14 protein-coding genes and 2 pseudogenes are annotated in these 22231 nt (G+C 46.1%); 5 read left to right on the top strand and 11 right to left on the bottom strand.

Annotated elements, in window-relative coordinates:
- Positions 1 to 52: 52 nt before the first annotated feature.
- The 5 genes and pseudogenes from menD to EXN75_RS00060 form a co-directional block, all read right to left on the bottom strand.
- Positions 53 to 1891 carry a 2-succinyl-5-enolpyruvyl-6-hydroxy-3-cyclohexene-1-carboxylic-acid synthase gene (gene menD / locus EXN75_RS00080; protein ID WP_134842314.1) on the bottom strand — a complete coding sequence of 613 codons (1839 nt, stop codon included), beginning with the start codon at positions 1889 to 1891 and terminating at the stop codon, positions 53 to 55.
- Positions 1892 to 1914: 23 nt separating this feature from the next.
- Positions 1915 to 2937, bottom strand: coding sequence for a chorismate-binding protein (locus tag EXN75_RS00075; RefSeq protein WP_134842313.1), 1023 nt, complete (start codon positions 2935 to 2937; stop codon positions 1915 to 1917).
- 111 nt (positions 2938 to 3048) lie between these two features.
- Positions 3049 to 3462 (bottom strand): annotated as a pseudogene (locus EXN75_RS00070) (PaaI family thioesterase); the annotation flags it as partial.
- Positions 3463 to 3925: 463 nt separating this feature from the next.
- Positions 3926 to 5323 (bottom strand): threonine/serine exporter family protein, encoded by a 1398-nt coding sequence (locus EXN75_RS00065; RefSeq protein ID WP_134842407.1) that lies wholly within the window; start codon positions 5321 to 5323, stop codon positions 3926 to 3928.
- 147 nt (positions 5324 to 5470) lie between these two features.
- A complete protein-coding gene (locus EXN75_RS00060) occupies positions 5471 to 7159 on the bottom strand; it encodes a putative transporter (RefSeq protein ID WP_134842312.1) in 1689 nt (562 codons plus the stop codon).
- 115 nt (positions 7160 to 7274) lie between these two features.
- Between EXN75_RS00060 and mnmA the strand changes: the two genes are divergently transcribed.
- The 3 genes from mnmA (at position 7275) to EXN75_RS00045 (ending at position 10902) form a co-directional block, all read left to right on the top strand.
- A complete protein-coding gene (gene mnmA / locus EXN75_RS00055; RefSeq protein ID WP_118116325.1) occupies positions 7275 to 8351 on the top strand; it encodes a tRNA 2-thiouridine(34) synthase MnmA in 1077 nt (358 codons plus the stop codon).
- Between the two features lie 86 nt (positions 8352 to 8437).
- Positions 8438 to 10231 carry a translation elongation factor 4 gene (lepA, locus tag EXN75_RS00050; protein WP_118116323.1) on the top strand — a complete coding sequence of 598 codons (1794 nt, stop codon included), beginning with the start codon at positions 8438 to 8440 and terminating at the stop codon, positions 10229 to 10231.
- Positions 10232 to 10302: 71 nt separating this feature from the next.
- Complete coding sequence (locus EXN75_RS00045; RefSeq protein ID WP_118116321.1) at positions 10303 to 10902, top strand: Crp/Fnr family transcriptional regulator; 600 nt, start codon at positions 10303 to 10305, stop codon at positions 10900 to 10902.
- Between the two features lie 91 nt (positions 10903 to 10993).
- Here EXN75_RS00045 and EXN75_RS00040 read toward each other — a convergent pair whose 3' ends face one another.
- The 4 genes from EXN75_RS00040 to EXN75_RS00025 form a co-directional block, all read right to left on the bottom strand.
- Complete coding sequence (locus EXN75_RS00040) at positions 10994 to 12658, bottom strand: AMP-binding protein (protein ID WP_134842311.1); 1665 nt, start codon at positions 12656 to 12658, stop codon at positions 10994 to 10996.
- Positions 12659 to 12718: 60 nt separating this feature from the next.
- The gene (locus tag EXN75_RS00035; RefSeq protein ID WP_134842310.1) at positions 12719 to 14386 is read right to left on the bottom strand and encodes an AMP-binding protein; all 1668 of its coding nucleotides are present in this window, start codon (positions 14384 to 14386) and stop codon (positions 12719 to 12721) included.
- Between the two features lie 175 nt (positions 14387 to 14561).
- Entirely contained in the window at positions 14562 to 15809 is a 1248-nt protein-coding gene (locus tag EXN75_RS00030) for an ABC transporter permease (protein ID WP_134842309.1), read from the bottom strand.
- Positions 15810 to 15827: 18 nt separating this feature from the next.
- Entirely contained in the window at positions 15828 to 17039 is a 1212-nt protein-coding gene (locus EXN75_RS00025) for a pyridoxal phosphate-dependent aminotransferase (protein ID WP_022110017.1), read from the bottom strand.
- 252 nt (positions 17040 to 17291) lie between these two features.
- Between EXN75_RS00025 and EXN75_RS00020 the strand changes: the two genes are divergently transcribed.
- Together EXN75_RS00020 and EXN75_RS00015 are read left to right on the top strand one after the other, a co-directional pair.
- Positions 17292 to 17795, top strand: a complete 504-nt coding sequence (locus EXN75_RS00020) for a DUF4494 domain-containing protein (RefSeq protein ID WP_118116312.1) — start codon at positions 17292 to 17294, stop codon at positions 17793 to 17795.
- The gene (locus tag EXN75_RS00015; RefSeq protein WP_134842308.1) at positions 17796 to 18470 is read left to right on the top strand and encodes a YggS family pyridoxal phosphate-dependent enzyme; all 675 of its coding nucleotides are present in this window, start codon (positions 17796 to 17798) and stop codon (positions 18468 to 18470) included.
- A gap of 207 nt (positions 18471 to 18677) precedes the next feature.
- On the opposite strand, the gene EXN75_RS00010 is transcribed toward EXN75_RS00015, so the two are convergent.
- Complete coding sequence (locus tag EXN75_RS00010; protein WP_134842307.1) at positions 18678 to 22010, bottom strand: TonB-dependent receptor; 3333 nt, start codon at positions 22008 to 22010, stop codon at positions 18678 to 18680.
- A 13-nt stretch (positions 22011 to 22023) separates the two neighbouring features.
- A pseudogene (locus EXN75_RS17970) lies at positions 22024 to 22231 on the bottom strand (transposase); the annotation flags it as partial.

The raw sequence follows: 22231 nt of genomic DNA, 5'->3' as shown, positions 1-22231 counted from the left end.
TGTTATGAATGTTTGTTCTAATTCTCATGGATGGGATTGAATGTATCCCGTTTTATAAACTTTTGAAGTAATCTTCCAGTGCCCGGTTGTCTGCATCGATGTCGGTGAATACTTCGAGAAGCATCGGTCTCTCTGAGTCAGAATGGATGAGTTGGTCAATACCATACTTCATCGTTTTCATATTGTCTGCTCCCAGATAGGTGATATCGTTTGCCTGACAGATGTTGACAGCTGAAGTCTGGTGTTCTGCCATCACGAGGTTTTCTCTGGCTGCACTTTCCTTCAGTCCTTTGAACTTGCCGAAGATGGCGCCACCGCCATTATTGAGTACGATGATGCGGAGACTGCCGTTGAGGTTCTGGTTCCAGAGGGCATTCTGGTCGTAGAAGAAACTCAGATCGCCCAGGATGCAGAATACCTTCTGTTGTTTTTTGGCATCTGGATGATGATATTCCGAGAGATAGATGGATAGTCCTGCTGCTGCGGAGAGTGTTCCCTCGATACCATTCACGCCTCTATTGCAGAATACGTATTGATGCGCATAGATACAACCCAGGCGTATAGCCATACTGTTGCCATAGAATACGCGGCATTCTCTGCTGTCCTTCTTGGAGTTGGCATGAAATTCCTGTTCAAAATACCTGACGGTAGCCATGCTGCTGTATTCCGGTTCATAATCGTAGGCATGCCGTTTGGCATGTCGTAAGGCTGTCGTCCAGAGGTCCCGGTAATCATTCACCTCATCTGGATATTTCTGCTCGTAGGAGGTCATGGCATCTGCCAGCTGATGCACATTTGCCTGGAAAATCCGGTCGGTTCGCATGAAGGTGTCGATATAGTCTCCGTCCTTGCTCACTCGCCATACCTGAGCCTTTTGGGCTGCTTTTCTCAGAAACTGCTTGAGTCGCTTGCTGACGATGTTGCCGCCTGTATAGAGAATGAAGTCTGGCAGGTAGGCTTCTTCATCGAAATCCGGGTCTTCTGCTTTTTTGACTTCTATCTGATAGAGTACTTCTTCAAAGTTAGTCATCAGTTGGGATGTCGAAAATTTCCTGTCAGCAGGGTCCTTACTGTCGAGTCCCAAAGCGGTTGGTTCACAGAGTATGACTGCCCAGTTCTGAATATTCTTGATGCCATAGAGTATGGAGGCAGGATAGTCTTGTCCGATGATTATCATCGGCTTTTTGGCTTCCAGAAAGTCAAGCAGATCGCCATAGTGGAAATCTCCGCTCCACATTCCCGAACGGATGTAATCCACTTTATGGGCTTGTGGCAGTTGACGGCATGTAAACTCATAGAGGGGTTCCGGTATCGGAATATTGATGTGTACCGGTCCTATCTTGCGGTGTTTGCAGTCGATAAGGGCTTCGTTGACCAATCGCTCGCAATGCCATGCTTGTTCATCGTGCATGCTGTTGATAGCTTCGGCATTTGCAGGCAGGCATCCTTCTTCGCTATGAATGCGAGGAGTGATAATAGGCAGGTTCACGCTCTTGTTGACCATTGTTCCGAATACATCCGGTTGTGGAAGGGTCTGCCCATCTTGTTGCCCAATCCATGCACCCGGTCGGTCTGCTGAGATAAAGACAACCGGCAGTTTCTGATAGTATGCTTCTGCTACCGCTGGATATAGGTTGAGTAATGCAGAACCAGAAGTGACGCATACCGCTACTGGGGATGGACAAGGTGAAGGGTCACCCAAGGCCATTCCTAATGCTACGAATCCTGCACTTCTCTCATCCGTTACAGGATAACAGGTGATGCCGTCTATCTCATTGAGGTTATGTACCAGTGGTGCGTTGCGACTGCCCGGACATACCACAACTCTCCTGACTCCATGTCTTTTCAGTACACTGGTCAGTATATTTACATTCTCAATATTGCTAAACACGAATCTGTTTTTTTTATGTATGATTACTTGCTGATAACAGCTCTCATGGTTCCTAATTTTGCCTCAGTTTCTTCCCATTCTTTTTGCATTTCACTTTCTGCAAGCAGTCCTCCGCCTGCATACAGTTGGAAGTTGCCACCCTGGTGTATATTCATGCATCTGAGTGAAACATAGAGTTGGGTTTCTCCCGAAGGCATGAGGGGACCCACGAATCCGCTGTAGTATTTGCGGTTGATACTTTCATGATCCAGGATGTATTGGCGGGTTTCTTCCTTGGGAATACCGCAGATCGCTGGGGTAGGAAAGAGTGCATCCAGTACATCGCCCAAGCAGTCGGTATCTTCCAGTCGGAAGAGAAAATCAGTACGAAGATGGTAGAGGTTGGCTGCCATTGTGGTGAAGGGACCTTCCTTGCTGTATTCATCCGTAAATTCTGAGATGACATCCTCGATATAGTCAGTTACATACTGCTGTTCTTCCTGTTCCTTCTTCGTCCAGACTGTTTCTTCTCCTGTATGTGTTCCAGCCAGGGCCATGGTCTTGAATTCGCATCCGTTTCCACTGAGCAGTATTTCTGGCGTAGCCATGAGCCATGTGCCCGATTGGGTCGTGGAGACGAGCGCGATAAAGAGGCGTGGGTACATCTGGCAGGCCTTCTTGAAGAGTTCTTCAGCCTTCAGTCCTTTTGCTTCAGGTGATTTCTGGTGTGAGCAACGAGCCAATACGATTTTGTCGAATATTCCCTTGGTCAGTTGCTGATGGAAATCTTCGAAATCTTTCTGGTATGCTTCTTTCTCGCTGACAGATTCTGGAAAATGAATCTTTTTATTGTCTGTAGTTACTGCCTGGATAGGGAAGTGTTTGACCACATCGGGGCGCATCAGGAGAATAGGACATTCTTCCGAAGGCATGAAAGGGGCGATGACGAAACCATGTTTCCCATTCAGTTCATTGACGGAATTGAGTTTTTCGGGATCATCATCATGCTGCATCACCAACGTATAGTGATCTTTATAGGGGAGTCGATAAAATGCAAATGCTGACATGCTGTTTTAGTCCTCCTGATTGGTTGATGGGTTTTCTGTTGCTTGCATAGGGGTATCATCTTCCTGTAGCGGTTTATCCTCAGCATCCTGCAGGTTTACCTTCTTTCCGCTGTCTTTTTTAGGAGTGAAGACGTAGTTGGTTACCTGTACAGTACAGATGATGTCTCCAGCTGAGTTCTTGATATCTATTTTCCATGTATGCAGGGTTCTTCCCTTATGGATGAGTTTACCGAATGCAGTAACGGTATCTCCCTCAGAAACTGCCAGAACATGGGTACCGCTCACGTTGATGCCCACGGCTATTTGGCCCGGACAAAGTGCCAACGAACCTACACCTGCCAGATTTTCTGCCAGTGCAAGTGAGGCACCCCCACTGAGGAATCCGAAAGGTTGCTTGTTTCTTTCATCCACTTTCATGGTGGCTTGGAGCGTGTCAGGCTCTGGAGTTGATATAAAATGCATTCCGAGGGTCTGGGAAAGACCATCTGTTTTTTCTATTCTATCAATAAAATGTTCTATATTCATAGTCTTAATTCCTTTTTGGTTCTGTTTAAAGGCAAAGATACAACAAATAATTGAAATAGGGAGAGAAAAAGAAGAAAAAATCATTAATAAAACAAAATATGCCATCAAAAATGAGAAAAGATATTTACATCCTTGTAAAGGACAGGACATTTATCAGAAGCGCTTCTTTTCCGAGAGTCATGACCCACTTTTATTTTTCCCTGCCCAGGGAAAAATTTCTCCTTGCCCAGCCGTAAATTTTTCCTTGCCCAGAGAATCAATTTTCATGATATCATTTTATTCATCTTTCTTTATCAGTTTTCTTTATAGTTTTTCTTCATCGGATTTATTCATTGTTTTTTCATCCGATAACTCCGCGTAATCCGATGAATAAAAATAATGAAGAAAAAAAGGGTGTGTCATAATTCCATGACACACCCTTATTATAATAATTGAGTCTTGTTCTTTTTGATGAAATAAGGCTCTATTTGATTTCTACTTCATGCAAATCCACAAATTCGCCGTTCTTCTTCTTTCTTTCCACGAGCATATTGAAGAGCTTGCGCTTGCGGTTGTCTGCAATAAAGCGGCGGAAGAAGACATTCGGAATGGCTACACCCAGAGCGATACAGATGATAGCAAGCGATGCCTTGATTGCATTGTTCATACCTACCGTAACCTCACCTACCACACCGTGCATATCAATGAAAGCAAAGAGTGCACGATACATCAATACACCCGGTACCATAGGGATTACACTTGGAATCGTGATACACTGGTGAGGAGTGTGGAACCAGTGACGGGCCTTGATGACAATGATACTGATGAGGGCTGAACCTGCCAAGGAACCGATGCTCAAACCCATATCCAGACCGATATTGCCATTGCTTGGACCGAGGTTCACAAAGTTACGGAAACATACGGCGATGATACCTCCTACGGCTACTGCTGGCAACAGTCTTCTCGGAATACTGAAAATGGTAGAGAAACCCATAGCTGATACGGCTGCTGCGATGGCAAATTCCCAATATTCGTGGTGAGGAGTCATGGTGAGATCCGTCACAAAGTTGTCGATGTGACATACCTGGATGGCAAATGCGATACCGAATGCCATAGACAGAACCATCAGCAACGTGTTGAGTGCTCTTACCATACCCACCTCGATATACCCGTCGAGCATATCACTCACAAAGTTGATCAGCGGTACACCCGGTACGATAAAGAGGGCACATGCCATCAGTGGATGCCAAGGAGTAGCAGAATGCATGAAATCTGGCAGGCTGTTGGCAATGCTTGGATTGAGCGAAAGGAAAGAGGTGAGCCATGCGATAAGAGTAGCAACAAATGCTGAGATACCGATAGCCACATAGTTATTGCAACCTTTGGAAGGCAAGAACATACGAAGGCGGAAACCGAGGATGGCTGCCAATGAACAATAGAAGAATGCTGGCCAGTCACAACCGAACTGAATGCAGAATCCACCGCAGGCAAATCCACCGCCGATGGCTACCTGCCAAGGGGTGAAACTGCGTGGAGTTGCCTTTACCTCGTTGAGTGCTGCCTCATATTGGTCGAGCGAATAGTCTTCCTTGATGGCACGCCAGGTCAACTTACTGATCATTGAAATGGATGTCAGGTTGATGCCGTGCTTCTCGCAGCGCTGGAACTTAGAGAACGAGTGCTGCTCGTCACTATAGTTCACCATCAGGACGTTCCAGTTGATGTAGAGATGCAGGTATTTCTCGTCGAGTCCTAAGAAAGCAGCAGCTCGTTTCATTGTGCGCATGATGCGTGAGGTGTCGGCTGCGCTCTCCATGAGGATGCTTCCTGTACGGAGCAGAAGGTCGAGTTTTCTACGAAGTTCGGCCTCGGAAATCTCCATACATTTGCAGTTGTCTTTCTCGTTACCACACTTGCATGTCTTGTTTTCTTCTGAATTGGCTAAGATTGCCCCTAATTCATTCTCCTTTTCCATGAATGTCTTTTTTTATCCTTAATAAAATAATCTTTTTATAAAGTGGGTCCGTTTTTATCCGAACACGAAAATAATAATCTGTATAGTTACAATGCGCAGGAACATGGCAAATGGATATACATTCGCATAGCCTACGGTTGGTGAATCGGCTGAGGTCTGTTCTCTTACGTATGCCAAAGCCGATGGGTTCGTGTTGGCGCCAGCCAATACGCCAAGCAGGGTGAAGTAATTGATGTGGAACAGGTAACGGCCGATGATACCGCCCAACAGGATTGGAATCATGGTGATGCCGATGCCATAGAGAATCCAGATCATACCCTTCTCGGTAGCCACCGTCTCAATGAACTGCTCTCCTGTACCGAGTCCAACACATGCCAGGAAGATACAGATACCTATCTCTCGCAACATGAGGTTGGCGGATATCGTATTGTAAGTCACGAGGTTGTACTTCGGACCGAAATAACCTATCAGGATGGCTACTACCAATGGTCCACCGGTCAGTCCAAGACGCAGGTTCTCGTTGATGCCTGGGATGAAGAAAGGAATATTGGCAACGATACAACCGAGCATGATACCCAAGAAGATAGGAATCAGGTTAGGGTAGTTGAGTCGTTTCATCTGGTTACCCAATACTTTCTCTGTATGACTGATGGCGAGTTCTGTACCTACTACGGTAACACGGTCGCCCAATTGAAGTTTCAAATTTGGTGTGGCTATCAGATCGACGCCTGCACGGTTTACACGAGTGATGTTGGTACCTAAGTTAGAGCGAATCTGCATCTGTGAGATGGTCTTTCCGTTGATGCCTGGCTTGGTAATACGAATACGGCGGGTAATCAGCTCATTACCAAACTCCTCCCATGCCATATCTATTTTTTCACCGCAGAGTGCGATGAGAGGCTCCTGTACAATAGGGTGAGCCACTACATAGATGATGTCGCCCTCGTTGAGTACAGTCTGTCCGTTGACCATTTCCTTGTTGTTGTCGTTGTCAGGACGGTGTATCTGCGAAATCATGAAGTCACGGTCCAAGATATGGCGTACCTCTTTCACGGTTTTACCAAAAATCATTTTATTGGTAATCTTCACAGAGAATGTGTTGAGGGTCATAGCTTCCAGATGTCCGAATCCGCGCTTAGCCTGTGCTTCTTCTTCATTCTTGTCGATGCGGAGCGCAAATCGCAAGATGATGAAAGAGAGGATGACACCCAGTACACCCATCGGATAGGCGATGGCATAGCCGGCAGCGATGGATGGAGCATCGATATGGCGCAAATCGCTGAATGCCTGTTGTGCCGCACCGAGACCTGGCGTATTGGTTACTGCTCCAGAGAGGATACCTGCCATCGAAGTGATAGAGGTGTTGGAAATAGAGTAGATGCCGAGCGTGGTAATGATGCTCAGGGCAATGACGATGATGCTGAGCAAGTTGAGACTCTTGCCACCGTTCTTGAAGGAAGAGAAGAAACTTGGTCCCACTTCCAGACCGATGGAATAAACGAAGAGTATCAGACCGAACTCTTTGAGGAAGTGGAGCAGGTGCTCATCCAGATTGAGCGAGAAATGCCCAAAGATAAGACCGATGAAGAGAATCCACGCCAAGCCAAGGGAAACACCTTTCACCTTAATCTTGCCGAGACTCAAGCCCAGTGTGATAACCAATGCAAGTATCATGACAGAATGGGCTACACCGCCTCCCCAAAGGTCAGGGAAGCCGTAAAATAGATTTCTTAAGATATCCATAACTACTTGTAAAATTGAAAATTCGAGTGCAAAGGTACTAATTTTTATTTATTTATAGTTAGGTATCGCACTTTTTTTGTAATTTTGCACGCAATTAATTCATAAATAAGAAGAAATGACTGAAAATATCATAGACAAGCGTATTGCGGTGCTGCTTTCGGGCGGAGTAGATAGCTCAGTGGTAGTATGGGAACTTGCCCGATTGGGTTTGCATCCCGACTGTTTCTATATCAAGATCGGTCCGGAAGAAAAGGAAGAGTGGGACTGCTCTTCTGAGGAGGACCTGGAAATGGCTACTGCCGTGGCTCGCAAATATGGTTGTAAACTCGAAGTGGTGGATTGTCATCAGGAATACTGGAATGAGGTTACCCGATATACAATGGAGAAGGTGAAGGCTGGATATACGCCTAACCCGGATGTGATGTGCAACAGACTCATCAAGTTCGGTGCGTTTGATCGGAAGATGGGACACAATTATGACCTCATCGCTACGGGACATTATGCCCAGACCGAAATAGATGAGAATGGGGATAAGTGGCTCGTTACCAGTCCTGACCCGGTGAAAGACCAGACCGACTTCCTGGCCCAGATAGAGAGTTGGCAACTCAAGAAGGCTATCTTCCCAATCGGTCATCATATCAAGAATGAGGTGCGTGAAATCGCAGAAAGAGAACATCTCATCAATGCCAAGCGTAAGGACAGTCAAGGCATCTGCTTCCTCGGACAAATCAACTATAATGACTACATTCGCCGTTATTTAGGTGACCTGCCGGGAGATGTCATCGAACTGGAAACGGGTAAGCGTATCGGTGAGCACAAGGGACTGTGGTATCATACCATTGGACAGCGTAAGGGACTGGGCTTCGGCGGCGGCCCTTGGTTTGTCATCAAGAAAGACGTAGAGAAGAATATCCTCTATGTGAGCCATGGCTATGACCCTCAGACGGCCTATAAACAGGAGTTCCCGCTGCACGATTTCCATTTCCTGACTCGCGAAGTGCCGATGTCACGGGTCACATTCAAGATCCGTCATACCCCGGAATATCATCCTGCTACCATCGAAAAACTGGAGGATGGCAGATGGATGATCCACTCGGATGAGGCTATTCATGGAGTGGCTCCAGGACAGTTCTGTGTGGTTTATGATGAGAATCACCATCGCTGTTATGGTTCGGGAGAAATCACGGTTTAGGACGATAAAACAAAAAATGTACGGGAAAAATTTGGTTTTCTCCTAAAAATAAGGTAATTTTGCAAACTAAAGAGAGAAAAATATATATGGAGAATATAAATAAGATAAGAAATTTCTGCATTATTGCACATATTGATCATGGTAAAAGTACCTTGGCAGACCGTTTGTTGGAGAAGACCCAGACGATTAAGATCACAGAGGGTCAGATGCTCGACGATATGGATTTGGAAAGAGAGCGCGGTATCACGATTAAGAGCCACGCCATCCAGATGGAGTATCAGGCAAAAGATGGACAATCATACATCCTCAACCTCATTGATACTCCGGGACACGTCGATTTCTCCTACGAGGTTTCTCGTTCCATTGCTGCTTGCGAGGGAGCGCTCTTGGTCGTAGATGCCACACAGGGTGTGCAGGCACAGACCATTTCCAATCTATATATGGCTATAGATCATGACTTGGAAATTATTCCGGTCATCAACAAGATAGATATGCCTTCGGCTATGCCGGAGGAGGTAGAAGATGAAATCATTGATCTCATTGGTTGCGAGCGTGAAGACATTCTTCGTGCGTCGGGTAAAACGGGCGAGGGTGTAGAAGATGTTCTTGAGGCTGTTGTCAATCGTGTTCCTCATCCAGAGGGTGATGACAAGGCACCGCTTCAGGCTTTGATCTTCGACTCTGTGTTCAATTCCTTCCGTGGTATCATCGCCTACTTCAAGATCGAGAATGGTGTCATCCGCAAGGGTGATAAGGTGAAGTTCTTCAATACGGGCATGGAATATGATGCTGATGAGATTGGAGTACTCAAGATGGACATGATTCCTCGCAAGGAATTGGGTACCGGTGAGGTGGGTTACATCATCTCTGGTATCAAGAATGCGACCGAGGTTAAGGTGGGTGATACCATTACCCATATCGCACGTCCATGCGAAAAGGCTATTGCTGGTTTCCAGGAAGTGAAGCCGATGGTCTTTGCGGGTGTTTATCCGATAGACCCAAGCGATTATGAGAACCTTCGTGCTTCGCTGGAGAAATTGCAGCTCAATGATGCTTCCCTTACCTTCTCGCCAGAGAGTTCGGTGGCATTAGGCTTCGGTTTCCGATGCGGATTCCTCGGTCTGCTCCACATGGAAATTGTGCAGGAACGATTAGACCGCGAGTTTAATATGGATGTCATCACCACGGTGCCTAACGTTTCCTATATGGTATATGACAAACAGGGCGGTGAGAAAGAGGTTCACAATCCTTCGGGATTGCCTGATCCTACGATGATAGACCATATTGAGGAACCCTATATCCGTGCCACTATCATCACGGCATGTGACTATATCGGTCCTATCATGAAATTATGTCTGGATAAGCGAGGCGAACTCATCAATCAGGAATATGTGAGTGGCAACCGTGTGGAACTGCACTTTATGCTGCCTCTCGGTGAGATTGTCATCGACTTCTATGATAAACTGAAGAGTATCTCGAAGGGTTACGCTTCCTTCGACTACCATATCGACTGCTTCCGCCACTCTGATCTGGTGAAGCTCGACATCTTGCTCAATGGTGAACCAGTGGATGCCCTGAGTACGCTGACCCACCGTGACAATGCAGTGGCTTTCGGTCGCAGAATGTGCGAGAAACTGAAAGACCTGATTCCACGCCAGCAGTTTGATATTGCCATTCAGGCAGCTATCGGAGCGAAGATTGTGGCGCGTGAAACCATCAAGCAGGTACGTAAAGACGTTACAGCCAAGTGTTATGGTGGTGACGTGAGCCGTAAGCGCAAATTGTTGGAGAAGCAGAAGAAGGGTAAAAAGCGTATGAAACAGATTGGTAATGTAGAGGTGCCTCAGAAGGCTTTCCTTGCAGTACTTAAGTTAGACTAACCATACAATATTATAAATTTCCCTCATCTGTAGAGCACATATGGGGGACCAAAATAAGGAGGATTGTAGAAATGCAAGAATTTAAGAACATGCCCCTGACGCGAGATATCGCAAGAGAGCTTGCCCGTAAGTACAGTACCATGACTTACGATGAATTAGATGTGCTGGAGAGTCTGCTCGTTCCTATCAAATATGGTAAGGGAGAAAAGATTCTTCAAGAGGGTGAGGTGTGTCGAAACATTTCATATATAGAGAAAGGATTAGTACGCCAGTTTTATTTTAAGAATGGTAAGGAGGTGACCGAGCACTTGGGTGTTGATCACTCCATATTTATGTGTATCGAGAGCTTGTTTAAGGAGGAACCTACCCGTTTGCAGGTGGAGGCACTGGAACCTACATTGGTCTATGCTTTGCCGAAGGCGAAACTGGAGGCTGCTGCCATGCGCAATGTCAATATCCAGATGCTTTATCGTAAGATTCTGGAGGAGAGCTTGATTCAGTCACAGATTCATGCCGATTTGGTTCGCTTCGAGTCTGCGCCTAATCGCTACAAACGACTTTGCGATCTGAGTCCGCAGGTGGTGCTCCGTGCTCCGCTTACCTACATCGCTAATTATCTTCAGATGACACCGGAAACGTTGTCACGTATCCGTTCTGGTGTCCTTTTATAAGATATGTCATATGAATATAAAGAAATGAAAAAGAGGGTGTGTCAATAAGTACATGACACACCCTCTTTTTTGATGTTTATTTCTTGATGTTTTATTCTGCAGTATAGAGGAAGCGCTTGATACTCTTCTTAGGAGTCTTTTCAAACTCTTCATCGTGGATGCGAATCTCGCTGATCTTACTGTAGGCAGGAATCATGGCGTTGAGCTCCTGACGGTTCTGTTCCATAATCTCCTCCAACTCGTTTCTACCCAAGTTCAAAGACTGCGCTTCGTCGAAATCTGGATGAACCAGACCGATGAGTTTATTACCCTTCTGAACCACTACGCTTTCGCTGACGAGTGCCAGGGAGTTGAGCTTATCTTCGATTTCTTCAGGATAGATGTTCTGGCCAGATGCACCCAAGAGCATGTTCTTGCTGCGGCCTTTGATGAATACATTGCCATCTCCGTCCATCGTGCCGAGGTCGCCTGTATGATACCAGCCTTCCTTGTCGAGGGTAGTAGCAGTAGCTTCCTCGTTCTTGTAATAGCCGAGCATCACGTTAGGACCCTTTGCCAAAATCTCGCCAGGTACATTCTCTGGGTCTGGACTGTCTATCTTCACCATCATATTTCTTGCAGCTTTACCGCATGAACCCGGTACGAAGTGCTTGTAGTCCTCATAACAGATGATAGGAGCACACTCTGTAGCGCCATAACCTACGGTATATCTGAAGCCGATGCTATGCAGGAAATTCTCCACTTCCTTGTTGAAAGCTGCACCGCCGATGATAATCTCATAGAAGTTGCCTCCAAATGCCTGAGTCACCTGGTCGCATATCTTTTCGCGTACCTTCTTGTTGATGACAGGCATGTGAAGAAGCATGCGCATGCGGTTGTTCTGTATCTTAGGGAAAACCTTCTTGCGGATGATCTTCTCGATAATCAGAGGCACAGCAATGATAACGGCTGGCTTGATGCGGCTGAATGCCTCGGCGATAATAGCCGGACTTGGGATGCGGGTGAGGAAGAAGACATGGCAACCGGTGATAAACTCAAACAGGAACTCAAATGACATACCATACATGTGAGCCATTGGCAGGATGCTGATGATAGAATCGCCAGCCTTGACCTCCTTCGGCAATACGTGCTGGGCGAAGTCGATGTTGCTCCATAGCGCACGGTAAGGTACCATCACACCCTTGGAGAAACCGGTGGTTCCGCTGGTATAATTGATGAGCGCCATCTCCTCAGGATTCTCATCTATATAATAATGTACGTGTTCCTTACGGAAATACTTAGGGAATTTGATACCGAACATCTCGTTGAGGTGTTCACGGGCATAGGTCAACTTGTCTGTGCGGGATACCACTAGTGAATAGTCTGGAATGTAGATGATGCCCTCCAAACCAGGCATCTTGGTAGCATCTACCTGAGTAGCCACTACATCACCCACAAAGAGCAACTTGGCATCGCTGTGGTTCACGATGTTGTGAATCTGGTCTGGCATGAATTCATGCAGGATAGGTACAGCAGTAGCACCATAGGTGAGGGTAGCAAGAAATGCTACAGCCCAGTTGGCACTATTGCGACCGCAGAGGGCAATCTTGTCACCCTTTACCACGCCTGAGTTTTCAAACATGATGTGTAATTTCTCGATTTTGCGAGCCACATCGTGATACTGCAAGGTTGCTCCCTTGTAGTCTGTTAGTGCATCCATATCCCAATGGTCTATGATGCTTTTCTGGATAAGTGCGTTAAAGCTAGGTATTTCCATACTCTTCTTGCTTTTACTATATCTATTTCAGCATGCTCCGTGGCTCCTTTCGCAAAAGGATTAGATAGCATCCTGGTATAGATATCGTTTAATTGATTTCTTTGCTGTTTTCTCGAATTCCTGGTCGTGCAACTGAATGCGCGACAACTTGGCAAATGTTGGTATTTGTTCGTTCAGTTCCTTGCGGTTCTGTTCCATAATGTTCTCTAAATCTTCCTGGGTGAATCCCAACGTGTTGGCTTCGTCCATGTCTGGATGTACAAGACCTACAAGTTTGTCCCCCTTCTGGAGCACGATACTTTCGTTCACCATTGCCATCGAGTTGAGTTTGTCCTCTATCTCTTCTGGATAAATGTTCTGTCCGTTAGGACCTAAAAGCATGTTCTTGCTGCGGCCCTTGACGTAGAAATGTCCGTCCTCGCTCATCGTGGCAAGGTCGCCGGTATGAAACCATCCGTCCTGGTCGATTACTGCATCTGTTGCCTCCTGGTTCTTGTAGTATCCCTGCATCACACAGATTCCCTTGCATACCAGTTCGCCCGGTACATTTTGCGGATCTTTGCTGAGTACCTTTACATCCAGGTGGTTCACGCTCACACCACAACTGCCCGGCACATATTCTTCTGCATTGGCAAAGGTGATGAATGGAGCGGTCTCGGTGGTTCCGTAAGCCATGGCGATAGGGAAGCCGATGTTGGTGAGGAAACTCTCAATTTCCTTGTTGAGCGGTGCTCCGCCCACGACCACCTGACAAGCTTTGCCGCCAAACTCAGACAATACAAAATCGCGGATTTTCTCCTTGATGCGCTTGTTGATTACTGGCATATTCATCAGCAATCTCACACGGTTGGTCTGTATCAATGGGAATATGTGCTTTCTGATAATCTTGTCAATCACCAATGGTACGGCGAAGATAATCTCCGGCTTCACTTCCTTGAAAGCCTCTGCGATGAGGGTAGGACTTGGCACACGGGTAAGGAAATAAATATGATGACCTTCTACCATGCTGAAGATAACGTCTGCCATCAGTCCGTACATGTGTGCCATTGGCAGTGATACCAGAAAGTTGCAGTTTTTGCTGAGTCTTGGTGCAATGGACTTCAACATATAGTCCAGGTTGCCCCAGAGTGCACGATAAGGAATCATCACACCCTTCGAAAAGCCTGTAGTACCGCTGGTATAGTTGATCATCGCCAATTCCTCTGGCTCATCTACGTGGTATTTCACGTGCTCAGGACGGAAATACTTCGGATATTTATGACCAAAAATGGCATTGAGATTCTCGCGGGCATAGGTCAGTTTCTCTGAACGTGAAAGGACGAGTGAGAAATCGGGTAGGTAAATGACACCTTCAAGAGAAGGCATCTCATCTGTATTGATCTCCGTTGCTACAACATCGCCTACGAAAAGCAACTTACTCTCGCTGTGATTGACGATATTGTGAATCTGCTCTGGTTTAAATTCGTTTTGAATGGGTACGACTACTGCGCCGTAGGTCACAATCGCCAGAAAAGCTGCTGCCCACTGACTGCTGTTTCTACCGCAGACGGCTATTTTGTCGCCTTTCTTCACACCGCTGTTCTCAAACAGGATGTGGAGCTTCTCTATCTTTCTTGCAACATCATGATATTGTAATGTAGTGCCCTTGTAATCAGTCAGTGCGTCCAATTGCCAATTCTTGATGATGCTCTTCTCTATGTACGAGTTAAAACTATGTATTGCATTCATTGCACAATTATCAAAATTTTGTGCAAAGATACCATAATTTCTGCACAGTACAAAAAAAAATGTGCACAAATTTCCAAAACGGATAAAAAAAGTGTAGTTTTATTCCATAATTGCCCTCATTTTAATAAATAATACAAGCAAATGAGAGTAATTATGGAATATCTGATTTTTTTTCTTACTCATATCTCATGCTCTTGGCTGGATGGATATGGGAAATCAAATAGCTTGGAGCTACCAGCATGAAGACACAGATCAGGAGGGTAGCGGCATTGAGTGCTACGATGAACAGCCAGTTGAATTCCACTGGTACTGTACTGACATAGTAGGTCTGGGCATCCAACTTGATGAGTCCGGTATGTTTCTGGATGGCCAAAATAGACAATGCTATTAGGTTTCCGAAAACAAGGCCCTTGCTGATGATAAACACGGCAAACCAGAGGAAGGTATGGCGGATCGTTTTGTTGCGGGCGCCCAATGCCTTCATCACGCCTATCATGGAAGTGCGCTCTAAGATGATAATCAGCAATCCGCTGATCATTGTGACACCTGCTACGGCTAACATCAGACCTAAGATTACCCATACATTCAGGTCCATCAGGTCGAGCCACTGGAATATCTGTGGGTTCAGATTCTTGATGGTTCCGCTACTGTAGGTTTCTCCATAACGGTCCACCGTGCGGTTGACGTTCTTCACATAGTAGTCTTCTGTTGTCTGTAACTGGTTGAAGTCTTTGACGGTAATCTCGGCGCCACTTGCCTGGTCTTCTTCCCATCCGTTGAGTTTCACGGCAGTATAGAGGTCGGTATAGACCATGATTTCGTCAAACTTCTTCAGATTGGTCTGATAAATGCCTGAGATGGTAAACCGTCTGGTTCTCACGCCGTTATTGTCGATGAAATAGGCGAAGATGCGCTGTCCGGTCTTCAGTCCCAACTTATCTGCCATCAGCTGGGAGACGAGAATCTGGTTGTGGCTTGCTTTGTCATCAAACTTAGGAATGCTTCCTTCCACCATGTTCTGGTGGATGAACGTAGAGTCGAATTCCGGTCCTACACCTTTGAATCCAACGCCTAAGAAGTCATTGTCAGTTTTCAGAATACCCTCTTTCATGGCAAATCGCTGTATGTGTTTCACGCCCGGTGCCTTCTTGAGGACTGTCATCATCGAGTCGTCCATCACCACAGGGTATTGGTTCATCTGCTGGAGGGTCATGAAGTCAGCCACCTGGATATGGCTGCCGAAACCGATCACCTTGTCGCGGATGGTATGTTTGAAGCCTAATACCACACATACAGAGACAATCATCACAGCCAACCCGATGGCAACACCAGCTGTGGCAATATGAATAGCAGGGCGAGAAACTTTACGTTTGTCGCCCTGTTCACTATATAATCTCTTTGCTATAAATAGAGGAAAATTCATATTTTTCTTTTGTAATTATCAAAGTCCTTCATCTTCTACTCTTCCTGGATAAGCCTCCAAAGCTTTTGCCAAGACGAGGAGAGCACGCTCCAAGTCGTGCTTCTTCAGCACATAAGCCATACGTACCTGATTGCGACCTGCTCCCGGAGTGGTATAGAAACCAGAGGCTGGGGCCATCATCACGGTCTCGCCCTCGTATTCAAATTCCTCAAGACACCAGCGACAGAACTTGTCAGAATCATCGATAGGCAACTTGGCTACGGTATAGAAGGCTCCCATTGGGATAGGAGAATAGACACCAGGAATGCGGTTGAGTCCATCAATCAGGCACTTACGGCGCTCTACGTACTCATCATAGACATCGCGATAATACTCCTCTGGTGCATCAAGAGATGCTTCTGCCACAATCTGACCAATCAGTGGAGGAGAGAGACGGGCCTGACAGAATTTCATCACGGCCTTGCGAATCTCTGCATTCTTGGTAATCAAGGCACCAACACGGATACCACACTCGCTGTAACGCTTGGATACAGAGTCGATGAGCACGGTATTCTGTTCGATACCCTCCAAGTGCATGGCACTGATGTAAGGACTACCGGTATAGATGTATTCGCGGTAAACCTCATCAGAGAAGAGATAGAGATCATACTTCTTTACGAGGTCGCGAATCTGGTTCATCTCACGTCGGGTATAGAGGTAACCGGTTGGGTTGTTTGGGTTGCAGATCAGAATGGCACGGGTGCGCTCATTGATGAGTTCCTCAAACTTCTCCACCTTAGGCAAGGAGAAACCTTCCTCGATGGTGGTGGCGATGGTGCGAATCTTGGCACCCGCAGAGATGGCAAATGCCATATAGTTGGCGTAAGCTGGTTCTGGCACGATAATCTCGTCGCCAGGGTTCAGGCAGCTCATGAATGAGAAGAGCACAGCCTCAGAACCTCCCGATGTAATGATGATATCATCGGCAGTTACGTTGATATTGAATTTCTTGTAGTAATCCACTAACTTCTCTCTATAGCTCAGGTAACCCTGGCTTGGAGAATATTCCAGGATGGTACGGTCTATGTGCTTCAATGCATCCAGACCGCATTGAGGTGTAGGAAGGTCAGGCTGACCGATGTTGAGGTGATACACCTTAACCCCACGTTTTTTTGCTGCGGCAGCCAAAGGAGCCAACTTTCTGATTGGTGACTCTGGCATTTCGATACCGCGTACTGAAATTTCAGGCATCTTATTTCTTTCTTTTATGAACTTTTGATATGTGAAATTCGCCTTATCTTCCATCGGATGATGTTGGCATTTCTACATTTGGATGCAAAGGTAATCAATTTCGGCGAAAATGGAGAAAGATAGCTAAAGATTTTTAGTTTTTTCATAAAAAACGCTTATGAATCTTGCTTATTTGTTTTCTTTTTTATAACTTTGCATTGTTTTTTCCGTATTAACGGGATTTATAATGTTATATAAATAGTAAGGTATATTATGAGATCAAGAACAGGTACTTGGTTTACTACCAAGGTAAAATATCAGAAGACTCAGGAAGATGGTACCGAGAAAGTGGTATCTGAAACCTATGTAGTGGATGCGTTGAGTTTTACAGAGGCTGAAAGCAGTATCATCGATGAGATGTCTGTCTATGTGAGCGGTGAATTCCACGTTTCCGGCATCACCAAGTCTGCCTTCGGTGAGATTTTCTTCAGCGATGTGGATGATGATGACAAATGGTATAGAGCCAAACTCCAGTTTATCACCATTGATGATAAGAGTGATAAGGAAAAGCGTACCAACGTGGTTTACCTCGTACAGGCTAAGTCGCTTGCTCGTGCCTTGAGATACATCGATGAGGTGATGGGCAAGACGATGATTGATTACGATACAATCGGTATCAACGAGACTCCTATCATGGATGTCTTTGAACATCAGGCTGCTTCTGAGAAAAAAGAGGAGAAGAATGATGTTCCTGAATACGAACAGGAGAATAAGTAAATGGAATATGACGTAAAGGGAAATCTCCGGGAAGTTCTCGGACTCTTGCCAGAAGGCGTTCGCCTCGTTGCCATCAGCAAGTTTCATCCCAACGAATATATCGAGGCTGCTTATGAAGAGGGACAGCGTGTCTTTGGTGAAAGCCATGAACAGGAACTGTCTCGTAAGGTGGAGTCGCTGCCTAAGGATATTGAGTGGCATTTCATCGGTCATCTTCAAACCAATAAGGTGAAGTACATCGCTCCTTACATCGCTATGATTGAGGCTGTGGATAGCCTGAAACTGCTGAAGGAAATCAACAAGCAGGCTGCCAAGCACGATCGGGTGATAAAGGTGTTGCTTGAACTGCATATCGCTGCGGAAGAAACCAAGTATGGCTTAACGCTCGATGCCTGCCGTCAACTCTTGGAGGAAGGTGAGTGGAAAGAGATGAAGAACGTGCAGATTTGTGGTCTGATGATGATGGCATCTCATGTCGATGACCAGCATCAGATTGCCAGCGAGTTTGATACGGCTGCTCGTTTCTTTGATGAGGTGAAGGCTAAGTACTTCGCTGACTGTCCTGCTTTCTGCGAGCGAAGCTGGGGAATGAGCCACGACTACCAGTTGGCTGTCCAGCATGGCTCTACGATGGTTCGCGTCGGAACTACAATCTTTGGCCCGAGAGTATATTAGGCTTATCTCATGGGTTTCCCCTAAAGCTGGAATGCTACGGCATTAGCCAATGGCCGTAAGGCCAAATCCGTGAAAATCCGTGAGTAATCCGTGGAGTAAGAATGTTCCGATAACTCTGCGTTATCCGATGAAAAAAACTGATGAAAAGAATATGAAGAAACGAAAAAGAGGGTGTGTCATAATCCATGACACACCCTCTTTTTTGTATTAGTTGAATATGTATCTTACAGAGAACTGGATAGAATAGGTAGAACTGAAACTTGTCTTATTGGTATAAGTCTTGTCCAAGATGTTCTTTCCATTCTTCTGGAAGTTGAATGCTTTTGTCTTTGAGTCGTACTTCAACAACTGCGTGTTGTTTACGCTCTTGTAGAGACCCCAACTGCTGTGGAGCAGGTTAGCCAGGTTCTTGATATCAACACCAAACTGCAGGGTGTTCTTCTGACCGGCTACCTTGAGGTAGAAGTTCTGGTTGAATTTGAAATCCAACTGATGGTGCCATGGCATGATAGCGCCACCACGCTCTGTATATCTGCCCTTGCGATCCTTCAGGTAAGAATCCTGGTTGATGTAAGCCCAGAAATCATCACGCTGGTCATCTGCACTGTAGGTCACGTTACCATTTTTATCCTTTACATCTGCAAAGTTCCAGTCGTCGAGGTCGCGACGTGAAGCAGGAACGTACAACAGGCCGTTTGAACCATAGTCGTTTACTACGTTTGAAGATAGAACGTAAGAGTAGCGTGCGCTATTATAAATACCAGCATATCCCAAGTTCATACCTTCATAGATAAGACCTACCTCTGTACCGAAGTGCTTAGCGTAGTCTTTCTTGTAAGAAGCAGAAACGATCACACGATGAGGAGCTACGTATGTACCCAAACCAGTTTCCTTATCATTATTGCCGTTGATAGAATAACGGTTGTTGTAGTATGCAGAAGAAACCTGGTCGCCTATACCGTCACCGTAAGAGCGGGCTCTTGAGTGGGTATAGGATGCAGAGATATTAAGACCGAAGTCAAATCTCTTGGCAAGCGATGTGGTGATAGAGTAGTAATATGCCTTATGACCTGCATTGGTAATCATGTAAGGATTGTTACCATTTCCGCTGGCTGTGTAGTAGCGGCGGGTATCACCAGGAGCCAAAGTGATGGTTGATTCACCATCCCAAGAGTAGTTCAGGTTGGTTACAATAGCTGGGTTGAATTCACGGCTGTAAATACCTTCTACAGAGAAATCAATACCGCCAGGCAACTTCGCGTCAATAGCCAAAGAACTCTTCCATGTTGCATTCATCTTCAAATCCTTGTCGATGATGGTAGGAGTAGAAGGAGCTGCTGCGTTCTCACGACTTGCAGGAATCGTGAGGTCCTTCAACTGGTCAGCACGGTTTACATGGAAATTAGGCTGACCGTATGCTGCTTCGTTGGCCTTATTATAATAATAGGTGTATTGACCACAACCGGCATTACCCACTGCAGATACGAGCCATACAAATGGCAGACGACCTACGAAGTAACCTGTACCACCACGGAGCACGAGCTTCTGGTCGCCAAGAATATCCCAATTGAAACCTACACGAGGTGAAACGGTTATATTTGCGTCTGGCAACTGGTCTGTATTGTAGCTATAATACTTGCCGTCGTTGGCTCTGTACTTCAATGCACCGAAAGCTGCATTGTAGTTGTTCTTCAACTCAGGATAGATAGGCAACTCAAATCGCAAACCTGCGGTGAGGCGGAAACGGTCAGAGAAATTGATCTGGTCCTGAACGTAAGCAGAGAACTGGTTGTATTTCATCTTAGCCAAGAACTGGTCGCTGCCATCCATAGGGAAGGTGATACCGTATGCAGCTGGCTTTCCACCTGCCATGAAGTCTTCTGGAGAAGAATATACATAGTAACCTGCTGAAGCGGCACCGAATCCATTGGTAGCCTCGTTGGTCTCATACTGCACACCGGCGATGAAATTCTGGATGCCTACTGCCCATGTTGCTTCATCGGTAGCCACGAATGTCTTCACCTGACGGAGGTTACCCTCTGTGAATGGGTCTGGACCCAAGCCCATGTAGTATGCACCATCCTTCAGAATATCCACTGTTGGGAAAATACCTCCCAGATAGGTACGAGGCTCATCTTGATAAGAGTATGTCAAGCGAAGGGTGTTGTTCCATCCACCCCATTTAGAGTTCCATTCACCTGCTACAGAGGTAAAGTTCTTTTCCTGATAGTAACGGGCACTTTCGAAATAAAGACCTGAGTTGGCTGTACGGCCAGACTGTGACTTTCCGTTTGTCATAGTGATGCCATCAGTTGTTCCACCAGGATAAATCTCTGTATCCTTGAATGGAGTGGTAGAACTGGAAGGACTGTTGGAATCCTTGTCGTGGCTTCTGGAGAAGCGGAGGTTCACCTTGTTAAACTTGTTGATATTCCAGTCTAAACGAGCCAGGAACTTGTAAGAAGGTGTGTCGAGAGAATAACCCTGGTAGCGACCTGGGTTGTAACCATACTTGCTCTGGAGGAACTGGAGCATATTCTCCATGTCGCTCTGCAAAGGACGGTGTACGGTACCTGAGTTTGGCTTCCAAGCGTCGGTAGCACTCATTCGGGCAGTACCTGAAGGACCGGCTGAGATGTTTGCCTGATATTCACCATTCGCAAAGAAGAAGAGTTTGTCCTTAATGATAGGACCTCCAAAACTGGCTCCCCATGTGGTAGAGTGAGACTGGAGACGGTTCAACTGGTAGTCGGAAACCTTGTCGCCACGGAGATGAGAGTTGGTGGTGTACATATAGGCTGTACCCTTAAATTGATTGGTACCTCGCTTGGTAACTGCACTGATGGCACCTCCTGTAAATCCGCTCAGACGTACATCGTATGGAGAGGAAGATACGGATACCTGATCCAATGCATCCAGAGAGATTGGTGAACCGTTACCAGGAAGATTGCCGCCGAGCCCGAAAGCATTGTTGAATGCAGCACCATCGACAGTCACGTAACTCTGGCGGTAATTACCACCACCCACAGCAAAACCATTGCCAATGTGGGCTCCCTGTGGAGTCAACTTCAAGATGTCGTTCATGCTACGGCTCACGGTAGGAATGCTCTCAATCTGTCCGGCGTTGATACTGGTAGTAGCACCAGCGCGGTCTGTACGCATGTTGTTGTTGCGGGAAGCAGATACAACAACTTCTTCGAGCAACTCGGCATTCTCTTTGAGCGTTTCGTCCAATACGGTGTTTTGTCCCAAAGGTAAGTTTACACCCTTCAAAACCTTAGAAGAGTAACCGATGTAGGAAACTTCCACTTTGTAAGGACCACCAGGTTGCAAACCCTGGATAGAGTAACGGCCATTGGCATTGGTGGTTGCTCCATAAACAGTACCGGAAGGTTCATGGGTCACTCTGATGGTAGCACCAATGACGTCCTCATTGTTGGCAGTAATCTTACCACTCAGACTTGATGTGGTAATCTGAGCCATTGCCTGTGATACGAAGAAAATCAGCAAGGCAAAGAGTAAATGCAATTTTTTTTGCATACCTTATAAATAATTAGTGAGCCCACTTTAAAAAGGGGGCATATTTTGAATCCAGCATGACCAGTGTGGTCATTCTGAGTGAAACATAGCAATTGGCTCCGCTGGTGAATATCTTTCGAGAAATTGCCATGAAAGAGCCGAAAGCTTCTCTGATAGGCCCGAAAAGGGCAAATATCGATCTTTGAAATGTTGAAATCTGGAATATTACCATCCTTCGGAGG

Origin of the sequence: Segatella hominis (assembly GCF_004535825.1) — a bacterium.
Taxonomy (GTDB): Bacteria; Bacteroidota; Bacteroidia; order Bacteroidales; family Bacteroidaceae; genus Prevotella; species Prevotella hominis.
This window is presented reverse-complemented; position numbering and strand designations above follow the sequence as displayed.